The following is a 26493-nucleotide window of genomic DNA, read 5'->3' as shown; positions in this document are numbered from 1 at the left end:
ATTGGTGAGGTGGACTTGGGGAGCGCGAGCAGGCAAGTCACCCGCCGCCAACAGGAGGAAATGCGTGTCCAAACCCGCTCACGAGCCCGAGGAACTCGCCGAAATCCGCCGTGCGGTGCGTGCGCTGTGTGACGGGTTTCCCGGCGAATACTGGCGGGCCAAGGACGCCGTGCGCGAATATCCGGCGGAATTCGTCGACGCGCTGACCAAGGCGGGCTTTCTGGCCGCGCTGATCCCTACCGAACACGGCGGCAGCGGCCTCAGCCTTGAGGCGGCTTGCGTGATCATGGAGGAAATCCAGGCAAGCGGGTGCAACGGCTCATCCGCTCACGCACAAATGTACATCATGAACACGCTGCTGCGGTATGGCTCACCCGAGCAGAAGGCGGCCTACCTGCCGCGCATCGCGAGCGGAGAGCTTCGTTTGCAGGCGTTCGGGGTGAGCGAGCCGACCAGCGGCACTGACACCCTGAGCCTCAAGACCCGCGCGGTGCGTGATGGCGATCACTATGTCATCAACGGCCAGAAGATCTGGACCAGCCGCGCCGAATATTCCGATCTGATGCTGCTGCTCGCCCGCACCACCCCGCGCGAGGAAGCGGCCAGCAAGACCGAAGGCCTCTCGATTTTCCTCGTCGATATGCAGGCCGCGCTGAAAAACGGCATGACGGTCAAGCCGATCCGCACGATGATGAATCACTCGTCCTGCGAGGTGTTTTTCGATGATCTGCGCATCCCCGCCTCGGCGTTGGTGGGTGAAGAGGGCAAGGGCTTCCGCTATATTCTCTCCGGAATGAATGCCGAGCGCATCCTGATCGCTGCCGAGTGCATTGGCGATGCCAAATGGTTCATCGAGAAGGCGACCGGCTATGCCAAGGACCGCAGCGTGTTCGCCCGCCCCATCGGGCAGAACCAGGGCGTGCAGTTCCCGATCGCGCGCTGCTATGCCCAGATGCGCGCCGCCGAGCTGATGGTGCACCACGCCGCTCGGGTTTACGATGAAGGCGGCAATCCGGGCGAAGAAGCCAATATGGCAAAGCTCCTCGCGTCCGAAGCCAGCTGGGCGGCCGCGGATATGTGCGTCCAGACATTTGGCGGTTTCGGTTTTGCCGAGGAATACGACGTCGAGCGCAAGTTCCGCGAGGCGCGGCTTTATACCGTGGCGCCGATCTCGACCAACCTCATCCTGTCCTATCTCGCCGAGCACGTTCTGGGCCTGCCGCGCAGCTATTGATCCGCGCGGGCGACACGGAATTGTGCGCGGCGCAGCGCAAGACCCTTGCAGCGACGCGGCAAGTGTGATTCTGTCGATCATGCGACAAGGGGAACAGGCTCAGTAATGCGAAACGTCGGACCGGATGGCAGGCTCAAGCGCAATCTTGCGCTGCTGGCGCTGGTGCTGCTCGGCGGGTTTGCCGTGGCTGGCCCGACCGGCCTGCTTGCCTGGAGCGAGAACAGCACCGCGCTCAAACAGCGCGAGGCAGAAATTGCGCGCCTCACCCAGCAACGCGATGCGCTTCGGAATCGGGTGATGTTGCTCGATCCGCAGGCCGCCGATCCCGACCTTGCGAGCGAGCTTGTGCGCGAACAGCTCGGCGTGATGCGCGAAGACGAAGTGGTTGTTACACTCGAAGACGAGTGAACTAACCGAAAATTTCACATCATCCTGATTTCGTATGCGGGCGCGGCTTCCGCTACGGCTTGGCGTTGCGCGGGTGGGGTCTGACTGCCTATAGAACTCTCATGCGCTTCTCCTCCCCATGAGCGCGCCAGAGAGAGGGATTGATCTTGGCCAAACAGCCCGCGAAACCGTCCGCCAAGGCTGCGGACGATAGCGATTTCATCCTGCATTCGTTGCAGGACGCCTTCGAAGCGAAGAAGCGCTATGCCGCCACCGAGGCGGAGATGATGGAATTCTACCGCCAGATGCTGCTGATCCGCCGCTTCGAGGAGAAGGTCGGCCAGCTTTACGGCCTCGGCCTGATCGGCGGTTTCTGTCACCTCTATATCGGGCAGGAAGCGGTCGCGATCGGCCTGCAATCGGCACTCGATCCGGAGCGTGACAGTGTCATCACCGGCTACCGCGATCACGGCCACATGCTTGCCTACGGGATCGATCCCAAGGTGATCATGGCCGAGCTCACGGGCCGCGAAGCCGGAATCTCGAAGGGCAAGGGCGGGTCGATGCACATGTTCTCGACCGAGCACAAATTCTATGGCGGGCACGGCATCGTCGGCGCGCAGGTGGCGCTCGGCGGGGGCCTTGCGCTCGCGCACCAGTACAACGAGGATGGGGGTCTGTGCCTCGCCTATTTCGGCGACGGTGCGGCGAACCAGGGGCAGGTCTACGAGACCTTCAACATGGCCGCCTTGTGGAACCTGCCGATCGTGTTCGTGGTCGAGGACAACCAGTACGCGATGGGCACTGCGTCCAAGCGGTCTTCGGCGGAAACGCGCTTCTACCGCCGCGGCACCGCGTTCCGCATTCCGGGCATGGAAGTGAACGGCATGGACGTGCTCGAAGTGCGCGCCGCTGCCGAAGTCGCCTTTGCCCATGTGCGCGCCGGCAAGGGGCCGGTGCTGATGGAGTGCAACACCTACCGTTATCGCGGCCACTCGATGTCCGACCCGGCCAAGTACCGCACCCGCGAGGAAGTCCAGGAACAGCGCGATCACCACGATCCGATCGAGGGCCTCAAGAAGACCCTGATCGAGGCGGGCAAGACCGAGGACGAGTTGAAGGCCATCGACAAGGCGATCCGCGCCGAAGTCGCCGCCTCGGCCGATTTTGCCGAAACCTCGCCCGAACCTGCAGCAGGTGAACTCTACACCGATGTGCTGGTGGAGGAGTATTGAGCCATGGGTATTGAACTGAAGATGCCGGCGCTTTCCCCGACGATGGAGCAGGGTACGCTCGCCAAGTGGCTCAAGGCAGAAGGCGACCGGATCGAGCCGGGCGACATCATCGCCGAAATCGAGACCGACAAGGCGACGATGGAATTCGAGGCGATCGACGAAGGCGTGCTCGAGAAGATCCTCGTGCCCGCCGGAACCGAGGATGTTGCAGTGGGCGCGGTGATCGCGTTGATCGCGGGCGAGGGCGACGTTGCTTCACCTGCCGCCGCAGCGCCGGAACCTGCCGCTGCCGTGGCTGCTCCTGCGCCCGCTCCCGCCGCCAAGGTCGAAGCCCCGGTTCGTTCGGCGCCCGTTGCCGATCCGGCGATCCCTGCCGGTACCGCGATGGTCAGCACCACGGTGCGCGAGGCACTGCGCGATGCGATGGCCGAGGAAATGCGCCGCGACCGCCGCGTCTTCGTGATGGGTGAGGAAGTCGCCGAGTATCAGGGCGCCTACAAGGTCACGCAAGGGTTGCTCGCCGAATTCGGCCCCAAGCGCGTGATCGATACGCCGATCACCGAATATGGCTTTGCCGGGATCGGTGCGGGCGCGGCGATGGGGGGCTTGCGTCCGATCGTCGAGTTCATGACCTTCAACTTCGCGATGCAGGCGATCGATCACATCATCAACTCGGCTGCTAAGACCAACTACATGTCGGGCGGCCAGATGCGCTGTCCGATCGTGTTCCGCGGCCCCAATGGCGCCGCCTCACGCGTCGGCGCGCAGCATAGCCAGAACTACGGTCCGTGGTACGCCAGCGTGCCCGGCCTGATCGTCATCGCACCCTATGATGCGGCCGATGCCAAGGGCTTGATGAAGGCCGCGATCCGTTCGGAAGATCCGGTGGTCTTCCTCGAAAACGAGCTGGTCTATGGCCGCAGCTTCGATGTGCCCGATGTCGAGGATTACGTGCTGCCGATCGGCAAGGCGCGGATCATGCGCGAGGGCAAGGACGTCACCATCGTCAGCTATTCGATCGGAGTCGGCCTCGCGCTGGAAGCGGCCGAGACGCTGGCGGGCGAGGGGATCGATGCCGAAGTGATCGATCTTCGCACCCTGCGTCCGCTCGACAAGGACACGGTGCTCAAGAGCCTTGCCAAGACCAACCGGTTGATCGTGGCCGAAGAAGGCTGGCCGACTTGCTCGATCGCATCCGAGATCATCACCATCTGCATGGAGGAAGGCTTTGACCACCTCGATGCGCCGGTGCTGCGGGTGTGCAACGAGGATGTGCCGCTGCCCTATGCTGCCAACCTCGAAAAGCTCGCGCTGATCGATGCCAAGCGCATTGCCGAAGCTGCGCGCAAGGTCTGCTACGCCGGATAAGCAAACGCGCCGGTTGCCACATGAGGCAACCGGCGCGCTTTTGCTTTGTTCGCTTGATCAGGTCGGGTTGGGCACAACCCAGACCGAGCGGTTATAGCGGATCACGCTGAGCGGAAGATCCACTCCCGGAATGAAATCGGACAGGCGGTAAGCCATCGCCACGTTAATTCTGGTGGCCCCGGTCACGCGGATAGAAGCGGCGCGGGTAACTGTGATGTTCAACCGGTCAGGGTTGAGCAGATAGGGTGCGTTGGTCGAAAGGCCCAGCATCACCGAACGGATCTGGTCGTCGTCGAGCTGGTTTTCCTTCTGGTATTCAACCATCACGAACCGCGCGCCGTCCGACGCGAGCGACTGCACAGCATTGTAGTTCTGCAGATAGATGCCAACCTGCAGCACGCCGAACAGGACCATCAGGAACAACGGCCCGAGCAGGGCGAATTCAATCACCGCAGCGCCGCTGCGCGAACGCGCCAGCCTGCGGGCAATGGTCACCGATTTGCGGCGGATTCTGTGCATCATCACGACACCTGCACTCTGCGCTGGACGGAGAAATTGATGGGCTGGCCGATCCCCATGTAGGTCCAGACCGGCTCGTAGGTGTCGGTGACGTCGAGATTGATGTACGATGACATCGGTTCGTCGTCGGCACAAAGGGTTGGGCTCGCGACCAAGTCCGCGTCTGCATTGCAGCGATAGCTCTGCGTCAACCGGATGTCGTCGCCGGTAAGGTTCAACGAGTTGCGCAAGATGTTGCGGATATCCGCGACATTGGTTTCGGCACCCTGGTTCGTTGCGAGAATGATAATCTCGCTTTCGTTAGCGGCGCTTTGCAATTCGTGCTGACGCGCGATCATCCTGCCGACCTCGAAGATGCCGATCGTCATGAGGATCAGGATCGGCAGCACGAAGGCTGTCTCGATCGCGAAGGAACCGCTCCGGTCCCCGGTAAGGCGATGGAACAAGCGGGTCATGTTACGCCACCATCCGCACGCGCGGCAGGGCGGTGCCGGCTTCGGTCGTCTCATCGATCGGGCACAGCGTTTCGAGATAGGCACCACCCAGAATGTTGATGGTATAGGCCGAAATCTGGAGACATTGCGCCGAGACGTTGGCGGTGCCGTTCACCTGAAGGTCGCCATCGGGAAGATAGATCAGCCCTTCGATCAGCGAGTTGGAGTTGCCGTTGAAGATGTGGCTGCCGGTGGCATTGTTGTTGCGATCCTCGAATACGAGGATGCCGGCAAGTTCATTCGCCTGCGAGGCATAGGCGGTGCCGGCAAATTGCGAGGCTGTCATCGGCGTGAGGTTGATCGCATTGGCATTGCCCTGGCCGCCAAGCTTGAGCTCGGCTCCGTTCTTGAGCACGAACATCACGCCCGAACCGGTCACGGTTGCGTTGTGAGTAAGGTCAAGTTCGCCGCCGTCGATCACGTAGATGCCGGGCGCGAAGGTGGTGTTACAGGCAATCCGGATCCCGCGATAAGTGCCGGGCAGCAGTGAAGCCTGCCGGTTCCGCGCCTGGCCAGTACAGTTGTAAGTACGGCGCGTGGGGTTATCCGGCGGCACCAGATCGGCATAGGCATCGCGCAGGCCGCGCACGTTTTCGGCGATGATGTCCTCGTGCTCGGGGTCGGTTGAATCGACCGTCCCGCAGGTCGCAATCGAGTCGGTATCGACGTCAGCCGATCCGTCGATGACAATTGCGTCGTCGTCGCAAGACAAGGCGGCAAGGCCACAGCGTGCGCGGATCGTCGCGTTACCGCCAATGTCGGTGCCGGTGCCGTCTTCACGCAGCGAAATGAGGCAGGCGTTATAGGTCGCGCCGCCTTCAAAGGTCGCTTGCGCGCGGACACGCACGGTCGCAGCCTCACCGGTCAGGAAGCTCGAGAACGGAAGCAGACGGGTCGCGGTCGAGCTGACCACGACACTGTTTTCGCTGCCGCCACCAAAGTCGGCGAGGGCAATCAGGGGATCGCTATCGAACCCGCTGACCTGCTGCACATTGGCATCATATTCCTGCCGGGCACGCAGGGCATAGTTGGCCTCGCTGTCAGGGTCGGACATGGCCCAGGCGCCCGCATAGGCGGCCTGGTCGACCGCGTGCTGCAATTCGCGCTTCCACATGTACCACTGCGCGGTATCGACCGCGAAGCCGGCACCGCCGATCAGTACCGGAAGACCGGTCGCCACAATGATGAGGGCATTGCCGCTGGTGCAGGCTTTCAGCTTCGACACCAGCTGTCCGAGAAATGCCATCGTTGCGCCTCCTGAATTGCTCAAAACAACCTTCGCTGCCGTCTTAGGCCGCTTGTGCTTTTTTATTTCCTAACGCCCACGGTAAATGCGCGTTCAGGGGCCGGAACGCGGTTTCACGTTCCCCCATCCTTCCAGCCCTCTACTCGCAACACGTAAGCGGAATGTGGAGGAGGATGGTTATCAAAGGGTGAACTGTCGCAGCTCGGCAAACATCCTGGTCATTATCGCGGCCGGGGACAGAGCGCTTGCCATTGCCGAAAGGCGGCGGCTAGTCGCGAGGGCGATGAACGACGAAAGCCCCGAAATCCTGGTGCCGGAAATGCGGCTTGCGCTGGCATGGAGCCCGCCGCAGCTGCGCGCGCCGTTAACCACAGTATTTCAACTTGACCGCCGCCTCGCGCGCATCGTCGCCCGCACGACCGAACCCATGCTGGGGCAGATGCGGCTTGCCTGGTGGCGCGAGGCTCTCGGTAAACCTGTCGCAGAAAGGCCGCGCGGCGATGCGGTTCTTGATGCGATCGGCAGGGATTGGGCCGCGCGCGAGGCATCGCTGGTGGCAATGGTCGATGCATGGGAGGTGCTCGTGACGAGCGAGACACTCGGTCGCGCGGAAATCGAGCAGTTCGGCCGCGGGCGGGGTGCCTTTTTTGCGGCGCTTAGCGACGAGGACACCGAAGAAGCCGGGGCTCTTATCGCCGCAGCCGCTTTCCGCTGGGCGCTTGCCGATGCGGCTGCCAGCGTATCCGACCCCGAGGAGAAAGCGCGCCTTGTCGAGATCGGGCTGTCTGGCGGTGCGACTGGAGACAGATTGCCCAAAAGCCTGCGCGGACTTGCCGTGCTTGATGCCCTTGCCGCGCGCGCGCTGCGCCGCGGGGGGCGTCCGCTGATGGAGGGAAGGGGGGCTCCGCTCGCCGCGCTGCGGGCCGCTATCTTTCTGAGGTGATTAGGTATATTTGCGTAGGCCAATGCAGCAACAGGGGGCAGACCGTTGCGACAAGTGGTGCTCGGAGTCTTGGGTGGCCTCGTCCTTGCGGGGGTCGGGGTGTTCTGGTGGCAGGGCCGCGCTGCGGTTGAATCCGCCCCGCCACCACCCGCCGCCGAGCCATCCCCAGCGTCCGATATGCTGCCAATCGCCGATCCCGGCGCCATGAAAGGCCCTGCACCGCCTGAAGTGAGCGAGCTCAGCCGCGAGGAGCAGCGCTTCTTCCGCTATGATCGTAACCGCGACCGGCTGATTACCCGCAATGAAATGCTCTCGACCCGCTCGGATGCCTTCCGCGATCTCGATGCCGACGGCAACAATCTGCTGACCTTCGAGGAATGGGCGGTGACCACGATCGACCGCTTCGAGAAGGCCGATGCCGACGGGAATGATCGCCTCACCCCGCGCGAATTCGCCACAACCGCCCCCAAACCGGCGGCAAGGAAACCAGCCTGCAAGTGCTGATCAGGCCGGAACCGCTTCGCGGGCCTCGCTGATCCAGCGCGCCAGATCGGCCTTGGCGCGGCTCGTATAGGCTTCCTTGCGCGCCTTCTTGCCGACATCGTGGAGCGGCGGGAACAGTCCGAAATTGACGTTCATGGGCTGAAAGGTCTCGGCCTCGGCGTCACCCGTGATGTGGCTCAAAAGTGCGCCCAGCGCAGTGGTAGCGGGGAGAGGGCGCCAATCGCGCCCGGCCAGCTCGGCTGCGGTCATCATGCCGGCGACCAAGCCGATGGCAGCGCTTTCGACATAGCCCTCGCACCCGGTCACCTGTCCGGCAAAACGGATATTCGGCGCGGCCTTGAGCCGCAATTGGCGGTCGAGCACTTGCGGCGAATTCAGGAAGGTGTTGCGATGCAAGCCGCCCAACCGTGCGAATTCGGCGTTCTCCAGCCCCGGGATGGTGCGGAACAGCTCGATCTGCGCGGCATATTTGAGCTTGGTCTGGAAGCCGACCATGTTCCACAGCGTGCCGAGCTTGTTATCCTGCCGCAGTTGCACGACAGCATAGGGCCAGCGGCCTTGCGGAAATTCCGGCGTCACATCAAACGGATTGTCGAGACCCACACCCTTCATCGGCCCGTAGCGCAGCGTTTCCACTCCGCGCTCGGCCATCACCTCGATCGGCATGCAGCCGTCGAAATAGGGCGTATCCTTTTCCCACTCGCGAAACTCGGTCTTCTCGCCTTCGATCAGCCCGCGGTGGAAGGCGAGGTACTGCTCCTGCGTCATCGGACAGTTGATGTAGTCGCCGCCCTCGTTCGAGGCCGAGGTGGTCTTGTTCCAGCGCGACTGGATCCAGCACTTCGACAAGTCGATCGAATCGTAATGCACGATGGGGGCAATGGCATCGAAGAACGCAAGGCGCTCACTGCCTGTGGCGCGCACGATGCTTCCCGCGAGCGCCTCGGCGGTGAGCGGTCCTGTGGCAACGATGGTAAGCCCGGCATCGGGCAGGACATCCACCCGCTCGCGCACGATGGTGATATTGGGATGCTGCGACAGCGTTTTTTCGACTTCGGCCGAGAACACGTCGCGATCAACGGCCATCGCGCTGCCGGCCGGAACGCGCGCCACTTCGCCAGCGCGCATGATGAGGCTGTCCAGCATCCGCATCTCGTGATGCAGCAGGCCGACCGCGTTCTTGGTGTCATCGTCCGAACGGAATGAGTTCGAGCAGACCAGCTCGGCAAGGCCGTCCGTTTGGTGCGCCGGGGTCATTTCGCCTGACCCGCGCATCTCCGAAAGCCGCACTTTCACACCGGCACGGGCGAGCTGCCACGCTGCCTCGCTCCCGGCGAGACCGCCGCCGATGATGTGCACATCGTGCATAGTCGCTGTTGCCGTCATGGCAGGGCAGGTAATTGCGTGTTAGCTCCCCTGCAAGCACAAGAGTGGCAAGGCTCAGTGTGAGGAGGCAGGTAGCAATGGCGAAACAGGCACTGATCGAACAGCGGCCTTGGCTGCTGGCGAGCCTTGCGTCGGCAACCGCGTTCTATTTCCTCAGCGACAATCCGATCTTCGAGGGCACCTGGGGGATCCTGGCAAAGGGGGCATCGGTCGGATTGCTGGCGCTGTATGTGCTGCTGCGCGTGCCGCATAACCGGCACGGGCTCGACGGGGTGTTGCTGGTCATTGTGCTGCTGTTCGGCGCGGCGGGTGATGTCGCGATCGAGCTCGATTTTGTCACCGGCGGCGCACTGTTCGCGGCCGGACATTGTGTCGCCACGGTACTCTATGTCCGTAATCCGCGCGCGCGTCACTCGCCGAGCCAGAAGTTGCTAAGCCTCGCGCTCTTGGTCGCCACGCCGCTCGTCAGCTATTTCCTTAGCGGGCGGGTCGAGGTTGCGATCTATGCTGCGTTCCTCGGCATGATGGCGGCAAGCGCCTGGTACAGTCGCTTCCCGCGCTATCGCGTCGGCACGGGCGCGGTGCTGTTCGTGGTCAGCGACTGGCTCATCTTCTCGCGCCTGGGCCCCATCGATCTTGGCGCGCTGCCCGATCTGCTGATCTGGCCGCTCTATTATGGCGGACAGGTGATGATCGCGACCGGGATCGTGCAGTGTCTCAGGGGCGAACAGCCGGTCAGGTGACCGGCTGTTCGCCGCCTTCAATCTCGCTTTCCGTCTCGCCGCTATCGTCGTCCGCGCTTTCATCGATCAGCGCCGCGCCGACAATGTGCTCGTCCTTGGCGACATCGAAGATGCGGATGCCCGAAGAGCCGCGCCCGGAGATCGAGAAGCCCTTGAGGTTCTCGAACCCGCCTTCGACGAGGTGGCGGAAATCGATGGCAAGGCGGATCAGCTTGGCCTGATCGGTGACCAGCATGAGCTGCGAGCCGTGCTTGACCGGGAAGCTGGCGACCACCGGGCCATTGCGTTCAGGGTTGCTTTCGGGCGTGCCGATGTTGGTAATGCCCTGACCCCCGCGTCCGGTGGTGCGATATTCATAGGCCGAAGAAATCTTGCCATAGCCATTGGCGGTTATGGTGAGGATGAATTCTTCCTTTTCCGCCATGGTGGCAACCTGCTCGGCCGGCAGGGTCGGCGCGACATCGTTGTTCTTCCACGCCGCCGCGCGCAGATAAGCCTCGCGTGTTTCCATATCCGCAGTGAGCGGATCAAGCACCGCTAGGCTGACAACCTTGCCGCCCTTCTTGAGGCTCATGCCGCGCACACCGATACCGGTGCGGCTCTTGGTTTCGCGCGCGTCGGTCGCGGCGAAGCGGATCGCCTTGCCGCTGTCGCTGGCGAGGAAGATTTCCTGCTCCTCGGTCAGCAGCTCGACCCCGATCAGACGGTCGCCTGAGCCCTCGACGAAGCCCATCGCGTATTTGCCGGCGGTGGGCACGTTGCTGAAGGCATCCATCGAATTGCGGCGCACCATCCCCTGTTCGGTGGCGAAGACGATGTTGAGGTTCGCCCACGAGGATTCATCCTCGGGCAGGGGCAGCACGTTGGTGACGCGCTCATCCTCGCCGAGTGGCAGGAGGTTGACCATCGGGCGCCCCTTGGTCTGTGGTCCGCCCTCGGGCAGCTTCCACACCTTCATACGGTAGACGCGGCCGGTGTTGGTGAAGAACAGCACCGGATTGTGGGTGCTGGTCACGAACAGTTCGACGACGGCATCCTCGTCCTTGGTCGCCATGCCTGAGCGGCCCTTGCCGCCGCGGCCCTGGGCACGGAAGGTCGCGAGCGAGGTGCGCTTGATGTAGCCGCCGTGGGTGACGGTTACGACCATTTCCTCGCGCTCGATCAGGTCCTCGTCTTCCAGCCCGTCCCACGCCGGCGCTATTTCAGACACACGCGGGGTTGCATAGGTGGCGCGGATTTCCTCGAGCTCGGTGCGCATCACGCCGTAGAGCTTCACGCGGTCGGCAAGGATCGAGAGAAACTCCTCGATGGCCGAGGCGAGTTCCTTCAGCTCATCGCCGATTTCATCGCGGCCCAGCGCGGTCAGGCGGTGCAGACGCAGTTCGAGGATCGCCTTCACCTGCCGTTCGGACAGGCGGTAAGTTCCGCCGCTCTCGTCATCGGAAGGATCGATCGCTTCGACCAGGCGGATGTATTGCGCAATGTCCCCGATTGGCCATTCCTTGGCGAGCAGGCGCGAGCGCGCCTCGGCCGGATTGCGCGCGCTGCGGATCATCGCCACGACTTCATCGAGGTTCGAAACCGCGACCACGAGGCCGAGCAAGAGGTGCGCCCGTTCACGCGCCTTGTTGAGTTCGTATTTGGTGCGGCGGGTGATCACCTCTTCGCGGAAGACGATGAAGCTCTGGATGATGTCGCGCAGGGTCAGCGTTTCGGGGCGCCCGCCGCGGATGGCCAGCATATTCGCCGGGAAGGAGGACTGCGCGGGCGTGTGACGCCAGATCTGGTTGAGCACCACATCGGGTGTGGCATCGCGCTTCAGGTCGATCACCACCCGCACGCCTTCGCGCGAGGATTCGTCGCGGATGTCGGAAATGCCCTCGATCCGCTTTTCCTTGGCAGCCTCGGCGATCTTCTCGACAAGGTTGGATTTGCCGACCTGATAGGGGATCGAGGTGAAGACGATGCTCTGCCGGTCATTGCGGCCAGTCTCGATCTCGTGACGGCACCGCATCAACACGGAACCGCGTCCGGTGGTGTAGGCCGAACGCGCGCCATGCGTGCCGAGAATCAGCGGCGCCGTGGGGAAATCGGGGCCGGGAATGAACTGGATCAGCTCTTCCGAGGTGATGTGCGGATTGTCGATGAAGGCCAGGCAGCCATCGATCACTTCGCCAAGGTTGTGGGGCGGCACGTTGGTCGCCATACCCACCGCGATCCCGCCTGCGCCGTTGACCAGGAGGTTCGGGAAGCGCGCCGGCAGCACCGTCGGCTCCTTGCGGCTGCCGTCGTAGTTTTCGGTGAAATCGACGGTATCCTTGTCGAGATCGTCGAGCAGGCTGTTGGCGACGCGCGCCAGACGCGCTTCGGTGTAGCGCATCGAGGCCGGCGGATCGGGGTCCATCGAGCCGAAGTTGCCCTGACCATCGATCAGCGGCACACGCATCGACCACGGCTGCGTCATGCGCGCCAGTGCGTCATAGATCGCCGCGTCGCCGTGAGGGTGATAGTTACCCATCACGTCACCGACGATCTTGGCGCTCTTGCGGTAGGGCTTGCCGGCGACAAAGCCGCCTTCCTGGCTGGCGAACAGGATGCGGCGGTGCACCGGCTTGAGACCATCGCGCACATCGGGCAGCGCGCGGCTGACGATCACGCTCATCGCATAGTCGAGATAGCTCGACTTCATTTCATCGACGATGTCGATACGGTCAAACCCGCCCATCGGGGCAGGGGCGGGGGAATCGATGATGTCGGTGTCGTCGCTCAAGGCTATGGCCGTTTCTGCTGAAGTTCTTCTGGTATTGCTCGGTCGCCGCCAACGTTGCGGCGGTGGCCCTCGTAAAAAGGGCCAAAGTCCAATCCCTATCTAGGCGCTGGGGGGGCTTTCGCCACCTTCGGGCGCGAACACAGGGCGAACAGCGCACGTTTTTCCACATTTGCCGCATCGCCCGCAGGGGGATCGGGTGTCATTCAATGGCCGTTCAGCCCGTGACCTCTAGCGGGAATTGCAAATCTGCCGCGAGCCGTCCAAAGGCATCGGGAGATATGCGGGCAGGACCACCGCCGGATCGGCGCGATGTTGCCCTAAATTGGAGGATGCATTGATCACTTTGTCTTCGCCCCGCCGCCGTTCCGCCGGTCTTGCCCGTCAGTTCGCGCTCGCCGTAGCGCTCGCCAGCGGCACCGCCGTTCTGGCCGTTCCCGGCTTTGCCGATGCGGCCCACGCCCAGAAGCGCGACAAAAAGAAGAAGGACGAAGAGCAGGCCGCCGCCAAGCCGGTCTATTCGAAGGAATTCGTGACTGCCTATCAGGCTGCCGAAGCCGCATTGAAGGCGCCCGGCGCTGACCCGGCTGCGCTCAAGTCGCAGGTGCTCGCGCTGCTTCCGCTCGCCGTTTCGCCGGACGAGCAGCTGGCGCTGGGCGGCATGCTGTTCAACACCGGGATCAACGCCAAGGACAGCGCGCTGCAGTTCCAGGGCGTCGAAATGATGCTCGCCAGTGGCAAGATCAAGCCGGAGGAACTCGGTCGCTATAACACCGTCGCGTTCCAGCTCGCCGCAAGCGTCAATCAGTACGACAAGGCCCGCAGCTACCTGCAACGGGCGATTGATCTCAATTACAGCACCCCGACGGTCACCACTTCCGACCTTCAGATGAATATGGCCGAGCTGTACTTCAGCGAAAATCGCCATGTCGAAGGGTTGAAGTTCCTCAGTGATGCCATTGCCGCCCGCAAGACACAGGGCTTGCCCATTGATCAGAAGTGGTATCGCCGCGGGGTTTCGGTGGCCTATACCAACGAAGTGGTCCCGCAGGTCTACGACTTCGTCAGCGGTTGGGTGATCGACAATCCGACGCCCGATAACTGGCGCGATGCGGTCAACTTGACCCGCAATCTCAACGACTTCGAACCGCAGCCGCTGCTTGATCTGCTGCGTTTGGGTGACAAGGTCGGGGCGCTGCGCGAGAAGAACGATTACATCTTCTACGTCGAAACCGCCGATGCGCGTCGCCTGCCGCAGGAAGTGAAGAACATCGTCGAAGAAGCCTATGCCAAGGGCATCATCCCCAAGGGCAGTGACAGCTATGTCGATGATCAGCTCCGGATTGCCGCTGGCCGTATCGCCGCAGACCGTGCCGAGCTTCCGAGGCTTGAGAAGGATGCCATGGCACCGACTGCCCTGCTGCGTACCGTGGTCGCTGCCGGCGATGCCTTCCTCAGCTATGGCCAGTATGACAAGGCGGTCGCCTTGTATCAGAAGGGTCTGACTATGGCAGGTGTCGACCGCGACCTTGCGCTTACCCGGTTGGGCATTTCGCAGATCGGCGTTGGCGATTTTGCCGGCGCACGCGAAACGCTGGCGCAAGTCGGCGGTGTGCGCAAGCCGATCGCCATGCTGTGGAGCGCCTATGCGGCCCAGCAGGCAGCCGCCGCGGCTCCTACTCCGGCAGCGCCTGCTGCCTGATTGCAGTCTAGCCTGACGACATGATGCGAGCGCCGGGCGGGTTGCCGTCCGGCGCTCCTTTTTTTGCTATGGGCGATGCCGGAATTGCATGCGCCCGTGCGCTTGCGGGACGGGTGCCATGCGCCTAAATGGCTCCCCATGAACGACCTCGCCAGCACACCGCAGCCGGAACAACCGTCTGCAGAGCGTCCCGCCCGCCAGCGCAAGCCTGACTGGATCCGCGTGCGCGCGCCGGTAAGCGAGGGGTACAACGAAACCCGCCGCCTGATGCGCGAGCTCAACCTCCACACCGTGTGCGAGGAAGCGGCCTGCCCGAACATCGGCGAATGCTGGACCAAGAAGCACGCCACGGTGATGATCCTCGGCGATGTCTGCACGCGGGCCTGCGCCTTCTGCAACGTCAAGACCGGGATGCCCAAGGCGGTTGATCCGTTCGAGCCCGAAAACACCGCCATTGCTGCGGCCAAGATGGGCCTTGAACACATCGTTATCACCTCGGTTGACCGCGACGATCTGCCTGACGGCGGGGCCTCGCAATTCGTGAAGGTGATCGAAGCGCTGCGCCGGACCACGCCGAACACCACCATCGAAATCCTGACTCCCGATTTCCGCGGCAAGATGCGCCGCGCGGTGGAGATGATCTGCGAAGCGGGGCCGGACGTGTACAACCACAATCTCGAAACCGTGCCGCGGCTCTATCCGACGATCCGCCCCGGCGCTCGCTATTACGCCTCGCTGCGGCTGCTGGAAGAAGTGAAGTCGCATAATCCGCTGATCTTCACCAAGTCGGGGATCATGCTGGGGCTTGGCGAGCAGCGGCTCGAGGTGCACCAGGTGATGGACGACATGCGATCCGCCGAAGTCGACTTCATCACCATGGGCCAGTATCTTCAGCCGACGCCCAAGCACGCCACTGTCGAGGAATTCGTGACTCCGAAGGCCTTCGCTGCCTATGGCGCGATTGCGCGGGCCAAGGGCTTCCTGCAAGTTGCATCGAGCCCGCTGACCCGCTCCAGCTATCACGCGGGTGACGATTTCGCGAAGATGCGCGCGGCGCGCGAGGAGAAGCTTGCGCGGGCCGGAGCCAAGGCTCAGGCCTGATGCCCGGCATCCGTGAAACGCGGCGCTTGCCCTACAGCGCCGAGCAGATGTTCGATCTGGTCGCCGATGTCGGACGGTATGGCGAGTTCCTGCCATGGGTGATCGCAACCCGGGTGCGGAGCAATTCCGAGACTGAAATGGTCGCCGACATGGTGGTGGGCTTCAAGGCGATCCGCGAAAGCTTCACGTCACGCGTGAAGAAGGATCGCCCGCGCGAGATCGACGTGCACTATCTCGACGGGCCGCTCAGCGACCTCGATAATGTCTGGACCTTCCGCGCGATCGACGATCACACCTGCGAAATCGATTTCCTCGTCGATTTCACCTTCAAGAACCGTCTGTTCGAGAAGATTGCGGGGCAGTATTTCGACAAGGCCTTCCGCAAGATGGTCGAGGCCTTCGAAGCCCGCGCTGCTCAGCTTTATGGGAGCAGCAACTCGAGCGCGCACAGCGTCGCCTGACGCCGGATTTCGGCGCGACCATCAGGTCTATCGCCGTCGCCGAATACCTTGAGCTCGCCTTCGGGTTCGCCCACGGTGTTGCGCAGGACCCGCGCGAACACCACCGTGCCGACCGGCTTGTTCGGTGTTCCGCCACCGGGGCCGGCCACGCCGCTGATCGCCACGGCAACATCGGCTTTCGAACGATCAAGCGCGCCCTTGGCCATGGCCCATGCACAGGCGATCGACACCGCACCGAAGGCTTCGATTATATCGCCCGGCACACCGAGCATCTCCATCTTGGCCTCGTTCGAATAGGTCACGTAGCCGCGATCAAGCACGGCGGAGGAGCCCGGCACGTCGGTCAGGGCTGCGGATACGAGACCGCCGGTGCAGCTTTCGGCAAGCGCAACCTTGCGCCCGGCGGAAATGTTTTCCGCAATCACCTTTGCCGCCAGCGCGGCGATATCGTCGGGCAGTAGGGAGAGGGGCATGGGAAGGCCTATTTCGCCTTCGGCTTTGGCGCTGACGGACTGCTGCCGCAGATCGGAGGATTCTTCAGATCCGCCAGTTCGGCGACAAAGGCGAACAGCCCGCCAATATTTTCCGCCGGCAGAGGTGCCACCAACTCAAGCCCGCGCTCGATCTTGCCGCAGGAATCGCCCTTGATTTCCTTGGCGATCATCTGGCCGACCAGACCGTCCACAAAGGGGCGCAGCGAATCTTCAGGCAGGGCGGTGATCATCGCCGCCATGGCATCCTCGCCGCCTTCTTCGCCCTTGGCCTTGTCGGCCATGAACACCTTGAGCAGGCGGAACGCGCCCGGCCATGCCTTGTCCTGACCATCGCGGAACTTGGCAATGAATTGATCGCCGCCGGTGGCCATGAAACCATCGCGCGAAAGGCGGTTGGCGCAGGAGGTGCGCGCAGCGTCAAAGGCAATCGGCATGACGTAGACCATGGCGTCGCCGAAATCCGCCGAGTTGACGCAGGCCTGCTGCTGGGCCTGGGCCGTCTGTGCCGTGGCAAGGGCGGCCAGAGCGAGGGCAGGGGCGACATTCCGGTGGTTCATTGAGGTGCTCCTCATACGGTTTGGGTGACAAGTACGATGGCCTGGGCGGCGATGCCTTCGCCGCGACCGGTAAAGCCGAGTCTTTCGGTGGTCGTGGCCTTGATGCTGACTGCGGCTTCGCTGACGCCCATGATCGAGGCCACGGAGGAACGCATCGCAGGGCGGTGCGGGCCGATCTTGGGTGCTTCGCAGATCAACGTCAGATCGACATTGCCGACGGCATAGCCTTCAGCCGCGGCAAGCGCGACCGCGTGCGCGAGAAACTGCGCCGACCGCGCACCGCGCCATTGCGGGTCGCTTGGCGGGAAGTGGGTGCCGATATCCCCTGCGCCGATCGCGCCGAGCACAGCGTCGGTAATGGCGTGGAGCGCCACATCGGCATCGGAATGGCCCGAGAGCCCCTTGTCATGCGGGATCTGCACCCCGCACAGCCACAGTTCCTCGCCAGTTTCGAGCCTGTGCACGTCATATCCTTGGCCGATGCGGAAGGCTGGGGCGGCAGTGCTGTCCACGAAATCCTCCGCAAAGGTGATCTTTTTCAGGCGTTCGTCACCATCCACCAGAGCAACTGAACCGGAGCTTGCCAAGAGCACCTGGGCATCGTCGCCAGCGGTGGTGGGGCCTGCCCAGGCGCGGTGTGCGGCGAGGATCGCGGAGAAGCGAAAGGCCTGCGGGGTCTGCACACGGCGCAGCGCTTCGCGCTCGGCTTTGCCGGTCATCAGCCCGTCAGCGCCCGCGAGCGCGAGGCTATCGACCACCGGCAGGGTAGGGATCGCCCCATCTTGAGCTGTCAGAGCTTCGATCAGCCCGGCGACCACCGCGCGCGGAAGATCGGGCCGGGCGGCATCGTGGATCAACACGCGTGCCGGGGCGGCAGCGACCAGCGCTTCGAGTCCGCACCGCACCGAATCCTGCCGGGTCGCACCGCCGGTGACGAAGGTCACGTCCGCAATCCCCGCCAGCGCCGCTTCGGCATCCGCACGCGCATCGGCGGCGATCACGATGACGAGCGGGTGTGCCCCGGCCGCCTGCAGCGCCTCGACCGAATGGCGGATCAGCGCCTTGCCGCGCCAGGTGCGGAACTGCTTGGGCGTCTCGCCGCCGACGCGAAGGCCCTTGCCTGCGGCAACCACGATGGCAGCAAAGGGGGGAAGGGGAGGCTCGGTCGCCATAACGCTGGCTCGCTTAAGGTCTGGACGGGCTTTCGGCAATCCACTATGCGCCTGCCCAATTATTAGGCACTCCGCAACATGACCACGCTTCCCACCCCGCCGGCAATGAAGCCGATTGCCATCGGCCCTGTCGTGGTAGCCGAGCCTGTGGTGCTGGCGCCCATGACCGGCGTTACCGATATGCCGTTCCGCACGCTGGTGCGCCGCTATGGCTCGGGCCTCAATGTCACCGAGATGGTCGCCAGCGAAGCCGCGATCCGCGAGACCCGCGTCAGCACACAGAAGACCGCATGGGACCGGATCGAGGAGCCGGTGTCGATGCAACTGGTCGGCTGCGATCCTGCGAGCATGGCCGAGGCGGCGAAGATCCAGGAAGGCAACGGCGCGGCGATTATCGACATCAATTTCGGTTGTCCGGTGAGGAAGGTCGTCGGTCAGTTCGCGGGCTCCGCGCTGATGCGCGAAGTGCCGCTCGCTGTGCGCCTGATGGAAGCCACGGTGAAGGCGGTGAAGGTGCCCGTCACCGTCAAGATGCGCATGGGCTGGTGTCACGACAGCCTCAACGCTCCCGAACTCTCCCGCATCGCCGAAGACCTCGGCGTCAAGATGATCACCGTCCACGGCCGTACCCGCAACCAGATGTACAAGGGCAGCGCCGATTGGGCCTTCGTCCGAAAGGTCAAGGAGGCGGTGAACATCCCCGTCATCGTCAACGGCGATATCTGTTCGATCGAAGATGCCGCCATGGCGCTCGAGCAATCGGGCGCGGACGGAGTGATGATCGGGCGCGGGGCCTACGGCAAGCCGTGGCTGCTTGGGCAGGTGATGCACTGGTGGCGAACGGGCGAAGCGCGCCCGACGCCTGGGCTCGGTGAGCAATATGGCCTAGTGGTCGAACACTACCACCGCATGCTCGACCATTATGGTCGCGACACCGGAGTCAAAATGGCGCGCAAGCATCTGGGTTGGTACACCAAGGGCCTCCACGGCTCGGCAGAGTTCCGCAATCAGGTCAACTTTATCGACGATGCCGATCAGGTGCTCGGCGAGATCGAGCGGTTCTACACACCCTTCCTGTTGCAGCAGGCGGCCTGAAGCGTGGCCAGCCAGACCGTTCCGGACGCTGATCCTCAGGCAACGGCGAACGGCGTGCGGCCCGATGCCAAAGCCCAGATAGCGGGACTGATCTTCGCGATGGTGCTGATCGATGCCGAAGGGCGCATCGCTGAAGTCAATCATGCGGCCGAAGATATGCTTGGCACCAGTGCCAACCGCCTGCTTGGCAAGAGGCTGGTGGAGCGTATCGGTCCGCTCGATCCGCGGGTCGAAGCACGGCTTTCGGGCGGCGAAGATGGCCTGGTTGCACGCGATCTGGCGATCGGTGTCGGCGGCGCCGAGATCCGCATCAATCTTACCGCCTCGCCGCTTGGCGGGTTTCCGGGCTGGCGGGTGGTGACGTTGTCGCAGATCGGGCACGATGATTCCGCGAGTCCCTCGGGCGGTGACGCAATGCTGGGAGCGCCCGCCATACTGGCGCACGAAATCAAGAACCCTCTCGCGGCCATTCGCGGTGCAGGGCAGCTTGTCGAACGCAAGCTGCCCCCTGCCGACCGAAAGCTGGCGCGGATGATCACTGACGAGGTTGACCGGATTGCCCGGCTGATTGATCGGATGCAGCAACTCGGCAGCACCCGCACTGGCCCGGTCGACGCCTGCAATCCGCACGAAGCAATTCGCGCCGCCGTAGCGACAATGCGCGCGGTCGATGCCGAGCGGGGCGAGGTTGAAATCCGCGAAGAGTTCGATCCCTCTCTGCCGCCGGTGCTGGCCAACCGCGATGCGCTCGAACAGGTGCTCATCAACCTGATCTCGAACGCGCGGGATGCGGCGTGTCGCGACGGCGCGCGCGGCACGGTCACCGTGCAGACCCGCTTTGCCAGCGGTATGGCATTCAGCGCGATCCGCAACGGGCGCGCGGTGGCTTTGCCGATTGAAATTACGGTCAGCGACAACGGGGCCGGGATCGATCCGGCGCTGCGCGATCATGTGTTCGAACCCTTTGTGTCCTCCAAGCCTTCGGGTCAGGGTCTGGGGCTTCCGCTGGTCCGCAAGCTGGTGCGCGACATGCACGGCAACGTCAGCCATGAACGCGACGCCCGTGCCGGTCTTACCCACTTCCGCCTGCACCTCCCGCAGGCACAGAGCGAAAGCTGATCCATGCCTTTGTCCGCCATCGATCCCGTGCTGCTGGTCGAAGATGACGTCGCGATCGCGACCGTCATCATCGCCGCGCTCGAGGATGAGGGCTTGGCGATCACCCATTGCACGAGCATTGCGGAACGGGATCGCTTGCTCGTTCAAGGCACATTCTCGGTCATGCTGACCGATGTCGTGTTGGAGGATGGCGACGGGCTCGCCTCGCTTGGCGCCGTTCGCGAACAGGCGGCGGCCATGCCGGTGATTGTGCTTTCCGCCCAGAACACGCTCGATACCGCCGTCCGCGCAAGCGAGAGCGATGTTTTCGAATACTTCCCCAAACCCTTCGATCTGGATGAGCTGGTGCAGGCGGTGCGGCAAGCGGCCGGATCGCGGACACCCGCTGAAAATCCCGCCGAGGACACGACGGGCGCAGGCGAGGGAGAGCGGATGCCGCTCGTCGGGCGCAGTCCGGCGATGCAGGGGGTCTACCGCATGATCACGCGCGTGCTGCGCAATGATTTGACGGTTCTGATCACCGGTGAAAGCGGCACCGGCAAGGAACTGGTCGCCGAGGCGATCCACGAGCTCGGCCATCGCCGCACCGGGCCATTCGTGGCGGTCAACACCGCCGCCATTCCCGCAGACCTCGTCGAAAGCGAGCTGTTCGGCCACGAGAAAGGTGCGTTCACCGGCGCCATCGCGCAGGCGATCGGGAAGTTCGAACAGGCCAACGGCGGCACCCTGTTTCTCGATGAAATCGGCGACATGCCGGCCGAGGCACAGACCCGGTTGCTCCGCGCACTTCAGTCCGGCCGCATCCGCCGTGTCGGTGGGCGACAGGAAATCGCGGTGAATGTCCGTATTGTCGCGGCCACCAATCGCGATCTTGCACCGATGATCGCCGCGGGCACGTTCCGCGAGGACCTGTTCTACCGCCTTAATGTGGTGCCGATCATGCTGCCCCCCTTGCGCGAACGACGCGAGGATATTGCCGCACTGGCGCAACACTTCCTGATCCTGGCGGCCGAAGACGGGTTGCCCCGCCGCCAACTTTCGCCGGAGGCGATCGAGCGGCTTGAGGCGCGCAACTGGCGTGGCAATGTTCGCGAACTGCGCAACGTCGTCTACCGCCTCGCGCTGATGGCGCGTGAAGACCGGATCGATGGGGATAGCGTGCTCGATATCATCGGCCCCGATCTTTCAGCTGGGGCTGTTGCGGCGGGGAATGGCGAGGGTGGATTTGCCGCTGCGCTGGCGGGATGGCTCGCAGCCGAAACCCCGCCCTCCGGCGCTGTCTATCACCGGGCGTTGGCGGCGTTTGAAAAGCCACTTATCGAGTATGCTCTTGGGCGCACGGGCGGCAATCAGCTGCGCGCGGCACAACTGCTCGGGATCAACCGCAACACGTTGCGCAAGCGTATCGGTGAGCTGGGCCTTGAGCCTGATCGGTTCAGCCCGCACTGATCCTGTCTCTTTCGGGGCACAGATCATCAGTTAGGTCTTGCAAATCTGCCACACCATTGTTGTAACTTCGCAACGATGGATCGTCTGGATTCAAGCACAATCGGATTGGTGCCGAGGCAACCACCGCGCTGGTGGAGACGATTCCTCTTGGCTGCAAGGCGCGCCAATATCTTCCTCTGGCTCGAGATCGTGGCGGTGGTGACGCTGCTGGGTTCGATAACAGCCACTTACTTTGCCTTCAATCGAACCGACGCTCAGGCTGATCTCCTGCCGACGGGGCAGGTTTCGGTGCTGCTTATGGCAACGCTTGTGCCGGCGATGGCGCTTCTGGTGCTGATTGGTCGCCGCCTTGCGCTGCGCCGTGCGGCGGGCAGTACGGCGCGTCTGCACGTACGGCTCGTGTTTTTCTTCTCGATGGTGGCTGCTCTCCCGACGCTGCTGGTCGCAGGCTTTGCTGCCTTTCTGTTCCAGACCGGGGTGGATTTCTGGTTTTCCGACGATTCCCGCGGTTTGATGGAAAACGCCAATGCGCTGGCGCAGAATTATTACGATGCCAACCAGCGCGATGTGCAGCAGGAAACGCTGGCGATGGCGAGCGACATGCGGTTCATCCTCGAACGGGTTGCGATCACCGATGGGGATTTCCCAGACTTCTATGCCCTGCAAGCGCAGGGACGGAAGATTTCCGAAAGCGCTATCCTTCAGCGGATGCCCGATGGCACGATGCGCACTGCGGCGATCCTCAATCTGACCAAGGACAACTCTCCTCTCGATTTCGCCCGCAAGGCGCTGCCGCAGCTCGAGAAGGGCGAGTTCGTGGTAGTCATCGGCAGTCCCGAGCGGATCGAGGCGCTGGCCCCCATCGATCCGGGCGGCGGCATCTACCTCTATAATGCCCGCACGACCGAAGAGAGGATGTTCAATTCGTGGTCGCGCGCGCAGTCGATCGTGACAGCCTATGGCCGCCTGACGGGCAGCGCGCGCACGCTCCAGTTGCGCTTCAACATCGCGCTTGTGGCGGTCAGCCTGCTGCTGGTGGGGCTTGCGATCTGGTTTGCGCTGCGGTTTGCAGACCGGCAGGTCGAGCCGCTCACCAGCCTGGTCGGCGCGGCGCGCAAGGTGGGGCAGGGGAATTTCGCGTTGCGACTTGAGGGGCGCACAGGGGCTGACGAAATCGGCCTTCTTAACCGCGCTTTCAACCGCATGACCGCGCAGTTGGAAAAGCAGACGCAGGCGCTCGTCAACGCCAACCGCCAGATCGACGATCGCCGCGCTTTTACCGAAGCGGTGCTCGAATCCGTCACCGCCGGGGTCATATCGGTCGATGCGGATACGCGGGTCACGCTCATGAACTCCTCGGCGCAGGCGTTGCTGGCACCCGGCGGGGATGAAAGCATGACCGGCCAATCACTCGAAGTGATTGCGCCCGAACTCTCCAGATTGATTGCCGAAGGCAAGGAGCGCGCAGTTGTCACCCACGCCAAGGGCACCGAATTCCTGACCCTCGCAGTCAAGGTGGCCCCCGGCACAAGTGGGCACGTGATCACCTTTGAAGATATCACACGCCAGCTCCTCGATCAGCGGCAGGCGGCATGGTCGGACGTGGCGCGGCGCATCGCGCACGAAATCAAGAACCCGCTGACCCCGATCCAGCTGGCCACCGAACGCCTGAAGCGGCGGTATCGCACGCAGGTCGAAGATGCCGACCGCGAGCTGTTCGACGAATTGACCAGCACCATCGTGCGACAGGTCGGCGATCTGCGGACGATGGTCGACGAGTTTTCATCTTTTGCGCGACTGCCCAAGCCGGTGTTCCGCGACGAGGACGCGCTCGATCTGGTTCGTCAGGCGGTGTTCCTCCAGGAAGTGGCGCACTCGGGCATCGCGTTCAGCGTATCCTCTGCCGAACTCATCAATCGCGAAGTCCGCTGCGACCGTCATCAATTTGGCCAAGCCATGACCAACGTTCTCAAGAACGCGGTGGAGGCGGTCGAGGCGCGCGCGATTGAAGGCAAGGGCGCCTTTGCGGGCGAGATCGCGGTCGCCATGCGCGATGCCGGTGATGCGATCATCGTCACCATCGAAGATAACGGCATCGGCCTGCCCGCCAACCCTGAGCGCCTGACCCAGCCCTATGTCACGACCCGCGAAAAGGGCACCGGTCTTGGTCTCGCGATCGTGAACAAGATTGTCGACGAACATGGTGGCGACATGAGCTTTGCGAGCACCGCCAGCGGTGGCACCCGCGTGACCTTGCGGTTTGCTCGCGACCCCAAACCGATCGAGGGTGGAGCCGTCTGATGCTTCACCTGTCTACCCTTGGTTTTCAACCCGAAGGACTGTGCTGATGGCGCTGGAAATCCTGATTGTCGATGATGAGCGCGACATTCGCGAACTGGTGGCCGGCGTGCTGGGCGACGAAGGCTATGCCTGTCGCACCGCAGCTGACAGCACCGAGGCGCTGGCCAAAATCGACGAACGCCGGCCGAGCCTCGTGCTGCTCGACGTGTGGCTCCACGGCAGCCAGATGGACGGCCTCGAATTGCTCGATGCGATCAAGGCGCGAGAGCCGAACCTGCCGGTGATCATCTTCTCCGGCCACGGCAACATCGATACGGCCGTGGCTGCGGTCGGACGCGGCGCGATGGACTTCATCGAAAAGCCGTTCGAAGCCGAGCGGCTGCTGCTGCTTGTCGAGCGCGCGACCGAGACCGAGCGACTGCGGCGCGAAAACAGTCGCCTGCGCGAAGGCAGCTGGGGCAGCGCCGAGTTCACCGGTAACTCGCCCGCGATCAATAACGTCCGCGCGACGCTCAAGCGGGTGGCGAGCACTGGTAGCCGCGTGTTGATCTCCGGCCCGCCGGGTGCAGGCAAGGAAGTCGCGGCGCGGTTGCTCCATGCCTGGAGCGCGCGGGCCAATGGTACCTTCGTGCTGGTGAACTCGGCCCGGATTACGCCCGAACGTTTCGAACAGGAGCTATTCGGCGAGGAATCGGGCGGCAAACAGGTTCGGCCCGGTCTGCTGGAAATGGCCGATGGCGGGACGCTGTATCTCGACGAGATCGCCGACATGCCGCTCTCGACGCAGGCGCGCATCCTGCGCGTGCTGACCGACCAGAGCTTCGTCCGCGTTGGCGGCACGCGGCAGATTGGCGTTGATGTCCGCGTGGTATCTTCGACCACCCGCGATCTGACCGTCGAAATGGCCGAAAAACGGTTTCGGGAAGATCTGTTCTACCGGCTCAATGTGGTGCCGGTGACGCTTCCTTCGCTGGCCCAGCGGCGTGAGGATATTCCGGCGCTCGCCGAGCATTTCTTCGCGCGCTATTCGAACGATCAGGGGCTGTCGCCTCCGGACATCTCCAGCGAGGCGATGGCGGCGCTTCAGGCCTACGATTGGCCCGGCAATGTGCGGCAGCTCCGCAACGTGGTCGAACGCACGATCATCATGACCCCGCGGGAGAAGTTGAGCGTGGTCGAGCCCGACATGCTGCCGCCTGAAATCACCGGCGGACAGATCGGTATCGCCGGCGAGAGCCTCTCGGCGATCATGGGTGTGCCGCTGCGTGAGGCGCGTGAAAGCTTCGAGCGGGAGTATCTCGCGATCCAGATCCGCCGTTTCTCCGGCAACATCTCCAAGACGGCGAGCTTTATCGGGATGGAGCGATCAGCGCTCCATCGCAAGCTCAAGCTGCTGGGCATGGCCGACCGCCGCGACGACGAGGCATAATCACGGCCTACATGGCCGTTGGAACAAGGTGCGATTTCAAGCCTTGTCCTCTCGCGGTGCCAGCGCCATTATAGGCACTGCTCGGTTGCGGCGTTGATAAAGCGCTGCATCCGATCAATGCGGACCGCAAGGGCGGCCGCCAAGAACAGGAGCCATAACGATGTCCAACGGCCGAACGCTCTCTCCTCGTCCGGTTTCCCGTCCAGCAGCGCCGAGCGAGCCTCGGGGCGGTGCCAGCGGTGGCGGTGCCACGCGCCAGGCCAATCTTCAGGACGCCTTCCTCAATCTGCTGCGCAAGAACAAGATCCCGGTGACCATGTTCCTGGTCAAGGGCGTTAAGTTGCAGGGGATCGTCACCTGGTTCGACAATTTCTCGATCCTGCTACGGCGCGATGGCCAATCGCAGCTGGTCTACAAGCACGCGATCAGCACGATCATGCCCGCGCAATCGCTCGACCCGACGGTGTTTGGCGTTCCGGGCGGTCGCAAGCAGAAGATGCTCCAGGACGTGTTCCTCAGCCGCGTGGCCGAAGCCGAAGTGCAGGTGACGATGTTCCTCGTGAACGGCGTCATGCTCCAGGGCCGGATCGCCGCCTATGACCTGTTCTGTATGCTGCTCGAGCGCGATGGCGCGGTGCAGCTCGCTTACAAGCACGCCGTCTCGACCATCCAGCCCGCCGGGCCGGTTGATCTCAGCGTCGATGATGACGACGACGGTGATGATGACGGGGCAGACGACTGAGCTTCGATAGCGATCTTCAGGACGAGGTAACCCGCGGTGCGCGGG

At 63.3% G+C, this 26493-nt stretch carries 24 protein-coding genes; 16 read left to right on the top strand and 8 right to left on the bottom strand.

Annotated elements, in window-relative coordinates; all coding sequences use genetic code 11:
- Positions 1–64: 64 nt before the first annotated feature.
- The 4 genes from BG023_RS09785 (at position 65) to BG023_RS09770 (ending at position 4224) form a co-directional block, all read left to right on the top strand.
- The gene (locus BG023_RS09785) at positions 65–1234 is read left to right on the top strand and encodes an acyl-CoA dehydrogenase family protein (protein ID WP_069310282.1); all 1170 of its coding nucleotides are present in this window, start codon (positions 65–67) and stop codon (positions 1232–1234) included.
- Between the two features lie 105 nt (positions 1235–1339).
- Positions 1340–1642 (top strand): FtsB family cell division protein, encoded by a 303-nt coding sequence (locus tag BG023_RS09780; RefSeq protein WP_069310281.1) that lies wholly within the window; start codon positions 1340–1342, stop codon positions 1640–1642.
- A gap of 146 nt (positions 1643–1788) precedes the next feature.
- Positions 1789–2856: a pyruvate dehydrogenase (acetyl-transferring) E1 component subunit alpha gene (gene pdhA, locus BG023_RS09775; RefSeq protein ID WP_069310280.1), complete on the top strand. Its 1068-nt coding sequence runs from the start codon at positions 1789–1791 to the stop codon at positions 2854–2856.
- Between the two features lie 3 nt (positions 2857–2859).
- Positions 2860–4224: a pyruvate dehydrogenase complex E1 component subunit beta gene (locus BG023_RS09770; RefSeq protein WP_069310279.1), complete on the top strand. Its 1365-nt coding sequence runs from the start codon at positions 2860–2862 to the stop codon at positions 4222–4224.
- 57 nt (positions 4225–4281) lie between these two features.
- Here BG023_RS09770 and BG023_RS09765 read toward each other — a convergent pair whose 3' ends face one another.
- The 3 genes from BG023_RS09765 to BG023_RS09755 are packed head-to-tail and all read right to left on the bottom strand — an operon-like array spanning position 4282 to position 6483.
- A complete protein-coding gene (locus BG023_RS09765) occupies positions 4282–4746 on the bottom strand; it encodes a TadE/TadG family type IV pilus assembly protein (RefSeq protein ID WP_083234645.1) in 465 nt (154 codons plus the stop codon).
- Positions 4746–5198 carry a TadE/TadG family type IV pilus assembly protein gene (locus BG023_RS09760; RefSeq protein ID WP_069310278.1) on the bottom strand — a complete coding sequence of 151 codons (453 nt, stop codon included), beginning with the start codon at positions 5196–5198 and terminating at the stop codon, positions 4746–4748. Before BG023_RS09760 ends, BG023_RS09765 begins: the two co-directional genes overlap by 1 nt.
- A 1-nt stretch (position 5199) precedes the next feature.
- Positions 5200–6483: a TadE/TadG family type IV pilus assembly protein gene (locus BG023_RS09755; protein WP_069310277.1), complete on the bottom strand. Its 1284-nt coding sequence runs from the start codon at positions 6481–6483 to the stop codon at positions 5200–5202.
- A gap of 163 nt (positions 6484–6646) precedes the next feature.
- On the opposite strand from BG023_RS09755, the gene BG023_RS09750 reads away from it, so the two are divergent.
- Together BG023_RS09750 and BG023_RS09745 are read left to right on the top strand one after the other, a co-directional pair.
- Positions 6647–7426, top strand: coding sequence for a hypothetical protein (locus BG023_RS09750; protein WP_150122850.1), 780 nt, complete (start codon positions 6647–6649; stop codon positions 7424–7426).
- A gap of 45 nt (positions 7427–7471) precedes the next feature.
- Entirely contained in the window at positions 7472–7930 is a 459-nt protein-coding gene (locus BG023_RS09745) for a hypothetical protein (protein ID WP_069310275.1), read from the top strand.
- Here the strand turns inward: BG023_RS09745 and trmFO are convergent, their stop codons facing one another.
- Positions 7931–9316, bottom strand: coding sequence for a methylenetetrahydrofolate--tRNA-(uracil(54)-C(5))-methyltransferase (FADH(2)-oxidizing) TrmFO (gene trmFO / locus BG023_RS09740; RefSeq protein ID WP_069310274.1), 1386 nt, complete (start codon positions 9314–9316; stop codon positions 7931–7933).
- A gap of 77 nt (positions 9317–9393) precedes the next feature.
- Between trmFO and BG023_RS09735 the strand changes: the two genes are divergently transcribed.
- The gene (locus BG023_RS09735) at positions 9394–10059 is read left to right on the top strand and encodes a lysoplasmalogenase (protein WP_069310273.1); all 666 of its coding nucleotides are present in this window, start codon (positions 9394–9396) and stop codon (positions 10057–10059) included.
- Here the strand turns inward: BG023_RS09735 and gyrA are convergent.
- Positions 10052–12829, bottom strand: coding sequence for a DNA gyrase subunit A (gyrA, locus tag BG023_RS09730; protein WP_069310272.1), 2778 nt, complete (start codon positions 12827–12829; stop codon positions 10052–10054). The two genes, BG023_RS09735 and gyrA, sit on opposite strands and share 8 nt — an antisense overlap.
- 334 nt (positions 12830–13163) lie before the next feature.
- Here gyrA and BG023_RS09725 point away from each other — a divergent pair, with 334 nt between their 5' ends.
- From BG023_RS09725 to BG023_RS09715, 3 genes are all read left to right on the top strand, one after another.
- A complete protein-coding gene (locus tag BG023_RS09725; protein WP_150122849.1) occupies positions 13164–14528 on the top strand; it encodes a hypothetical protein in 1365 nt (454 codons plus the stop codon).
- A 138-nt stretch (positions 14529–14666) separates the two neighbouring features.
- Positions 14667–15629 (top strand): lipoyl synthase, encoded by a 963-nt coding sequence (lipA, locus tag BG023_RS09720; RefSeq protein WP_069310270.1) that lies wholly within the window; start codon positions 14667–14669, stop codon positions 15627–15629.
- Positions 15629–16090: a type II toxin-antitoxin system RatA family toxin gene (locus BG023_RS09715; protein ID WP_069310269.1), complete on the top strand. Its 462-nt coding sequence runs from the start codon at positions 15629–15631 to the stop codon at positions 16088–16090. Before lipA ends, BG023_RS09715 begins: the two co-directional genes overlap by 1 nt.
- Here BG023_RS09715 and BG023_RS09710 read toward each other — a convergent pair.
- From BG023_RS09710 to BG023_RS09700, 3 genes are read right to left on the bottom strand one after another with little or no spacing between them, the layout of a single operon-like run.
- The gene (locus BG023_RS09710) at positions 16051–16563 is read right to left on the bottom strand and encodes a CinA family protein (protein WP_069310268.1); all 513 of its coding nucleotides are present in this window, start codon (positions 16561–16563) and stop codon (positions 16051–16053) included. The two genes, BG023_RS09715 and BG023_RS09710, sit on opposite strands and share 40 nt — an antisense overlap.
- A gap of 8 nt (positions 16564–16571) precedes the next feature.
- On the bottom strand, positions 16572–17141 hold the full coding sequence (locus BG023_RS09705; RefSeq protein ID WP_069310267.1) for a hypothetical protein: 570 nt from the start codon (positions 17139–17141) through the stop codon (positions 16572–16574).
- An 11-nt stretch (positions 17142–17152) separates the two neighbouring features.
- Complete coding sequence (locus tag BG023_RS09700; RefSeq protein WP_069310266.1) at positions 17153–18313, bottom strand: bifunctional 2-C-methyl-D-erythritol 4-phosphate cytidylyltransferase/2-C-methyl-D-erythritol 2,4-cyclodiphosphate synthase; 1161 nt, start codon at positions 18311–18313, stop codon at positions 17153–17155.
- Positions 18314–18391: 78 nt separating this feature from the next.
- Between BG023_RS09700 and dusB the strand changes: the two genes are divergently transcribed.
- The 6 genes from dusB (at position 18392) to hfq (ending at position 26448) form a co-directional block, all read left to right on the top strand.
- Positions 18392–19408, top strand: a complete 1017-nt coding sequence (dusB, locus tag BG023_RS09695) for a tRNA dihydrouridine synthase DusB (protein WP_069310265.1) — start codon at positions 18392–18394, stop codon at positions 19406–19408.
- Between the two features lie 3 nt (positions 19409–19411).
- On the top strand, positions 19412–20527 hold the full coding sequence (locus BG023_RS09690; protein WP_083234643.1) for a two-component system sensor histidine kinase NtrB: 1116 nt from the start codon (positions 19412–19414) through the stop codon (positions 20525–20527).
- Positions 20528–20530: 3 nt separating this feature from the next.
- Positions 20531–21976, top strand: a complete 1446-nt coding sequence (locus BG023_RS09685; RefSeq protein ID WP_069310264.1) for a sigma 54-interacting transcriptional regulator — start codon at positions 20531–20533, stop codon at positions 21974–21976.
- A 75-nt stretch (positions 21977–22051) separates the two neighbouring features.
- Positions 22052–24277 carry an ATP-binding protein gene (locus BG023_RS09680; protein WP_069310263.1) on the top strand — a complete coding sequence of 742 codons (2226 nt, stop codon included), beginning with the start codon at positions 22052–22054 and terminating at the stop codon, positions 24275–24277.
- A 46-nt stretch (positions 24278–24323) separates the two neighbouring features.
- On the top strand, positions 24324–25706 hold the full coding sequence (gene ntrX, locus BG023_RS09675) for a nitrogen assimilation response regulator NtrX (RefSeq protein WP_069310262.1): 1383 nt from the start codon (positions 24324–24326) through the stop codon (positions 25704–25706).
- Between the two features lie 160 nt (positions 25707–25866).
- On the top strand, positions 25867–26448 hold the full coding sequence (hfq, locus tag BG023_RS09670; protein WP_069310261.1) for an RNA chaperone Hfq: 582 nt from the start codon (positions 25867–25869) through the stop codon (positions 26446–26448).
- Positions 26449–26493: the final 45 nt, after the last annotated feature.

Origin of the sequence: Porphyrobacter sp. LM 6, from assembly GCF_001720465.1 — a bacterium.
Taxonomy (GTDB): Bacteria; Pseudomonadota; Alphaproteobacteria; order Sphingomonadales; family Sphingomonadaceae; genus Erythrobacter.
This window is presented reverse-complemented; position numbering and strand designations above follow the sequence as displayed.

Coding starts and splice junctions, on each gene's coding strand:
- BG023_RS09755 (WP_069310277.1), bottom strand. CDS start 6,483: ATGGCATTTCTCGGACAGCTGGTGTCGAAGCTGAAAGCCTGCACCAGC.
- lipA (WP_069310270.1), top strand. CDS start 14,667: ATGAACGACCTCGCCAGCACACCGCAGCCGGAACAACCGTCTGCAGAG.
- BG023_RS09680 (WP_069310263.1), top strand. CDS start 22,052: ATGGATCGTCTGGATTCAAGCACAATCGGATTGGTGCCGAGGCAACCA.
- BG023_RS09715 (WP_069310269.1), top strand. CDS start 15,629: ATGCCCGGCATCCGTGAAACGCGGCGCTTGCCCTACAGCGCCGAGCAG.
- BG023_RS09760 (WP_069310278.1), bottom strand. CDS start 5,198: ATGACCCGCTTGTTCCATCGCCTTACCGGGGACCGGAGCGGTTCCTTC.
- BG023_RS09765 (WP_083234645.1), bottom strand. CDS start 4,746: ATGATGCACAGAATCCGCCGCAAATCGGTGACCATTGCCCGCAGGCTG.
- BG023_RS09770 (WP_069310279.1), top strand. CDS start 2,860: ATGGGTATTGAACTGAAGATGCCGGCGCTTTCCCCGACGATGGAGCAG.
- BG023_RS09710 (WP_069310268.1), bottom strand. CDS start 16,563: ATGCCCCTCTCCCTACTGCCCGACGATATCGCCGCGCTGGCGGCAAAG.
- dusB (WP_069310265.1), top strand. CDS start 18,392: ATGACCACGCTTCCCACCCCGCCGGCAATGAAGCCGATTGCCATCGGC.
- trmFO (WP_069310274.1), bottom strand. CDS start 9,316: ATGACGGCAACAGCGACTATGCACGATGTGCACATCATCGGCGGCGGT.
- hfq (WP_069310261.1), top strand. CDS start 25,867: ATGTCCAACGGCCGAACGCTCTCTCCTCGTCCGGTTTCCCGTCCAGCA.
- ntrX (WP_069310262.1), top strand. CDS start 24,324: ATGGCGCTGGAAATCCTGATTGTCGATGATGAGCGCGACATTCGCGAA.
- BG023_RS09705 (WP_069310267.1), bottom strand. CDS start 17,141: ATGAACCACCGGAATGTCGCCCCTGCCCTCGCTCTGGCCGCCCTTGCC.
- BG023_RS09735 (WP_069310273.1), top strand. CDS start 9,394: ATGGCGAAACAGGCACTGATCGAACAGCGGCCTTGGCTGCTGGCGAGC.
- BG023_RS09685 (WP_069310264.1), top strand. CDS start 20,531: ATGCCTTTGTCCGCCATCGATCCCGTGCTGCTGGTCGAAGATGACGTC.
- BG023_RS09780 (WP_069310281.1), top strand. CDS start 1,340: ATGCGAAACGTCGGACCGGATGGCAGGCTCAAGCGCAATCTTGCGCTG.
- BG023_RS09700 (WP_069310266.1), bottom strand. CDS start 18,313: ATGGCGACCGAGCCTCCCCTTCCCCCCTTTGCTGCCATCGTGGTTGCC.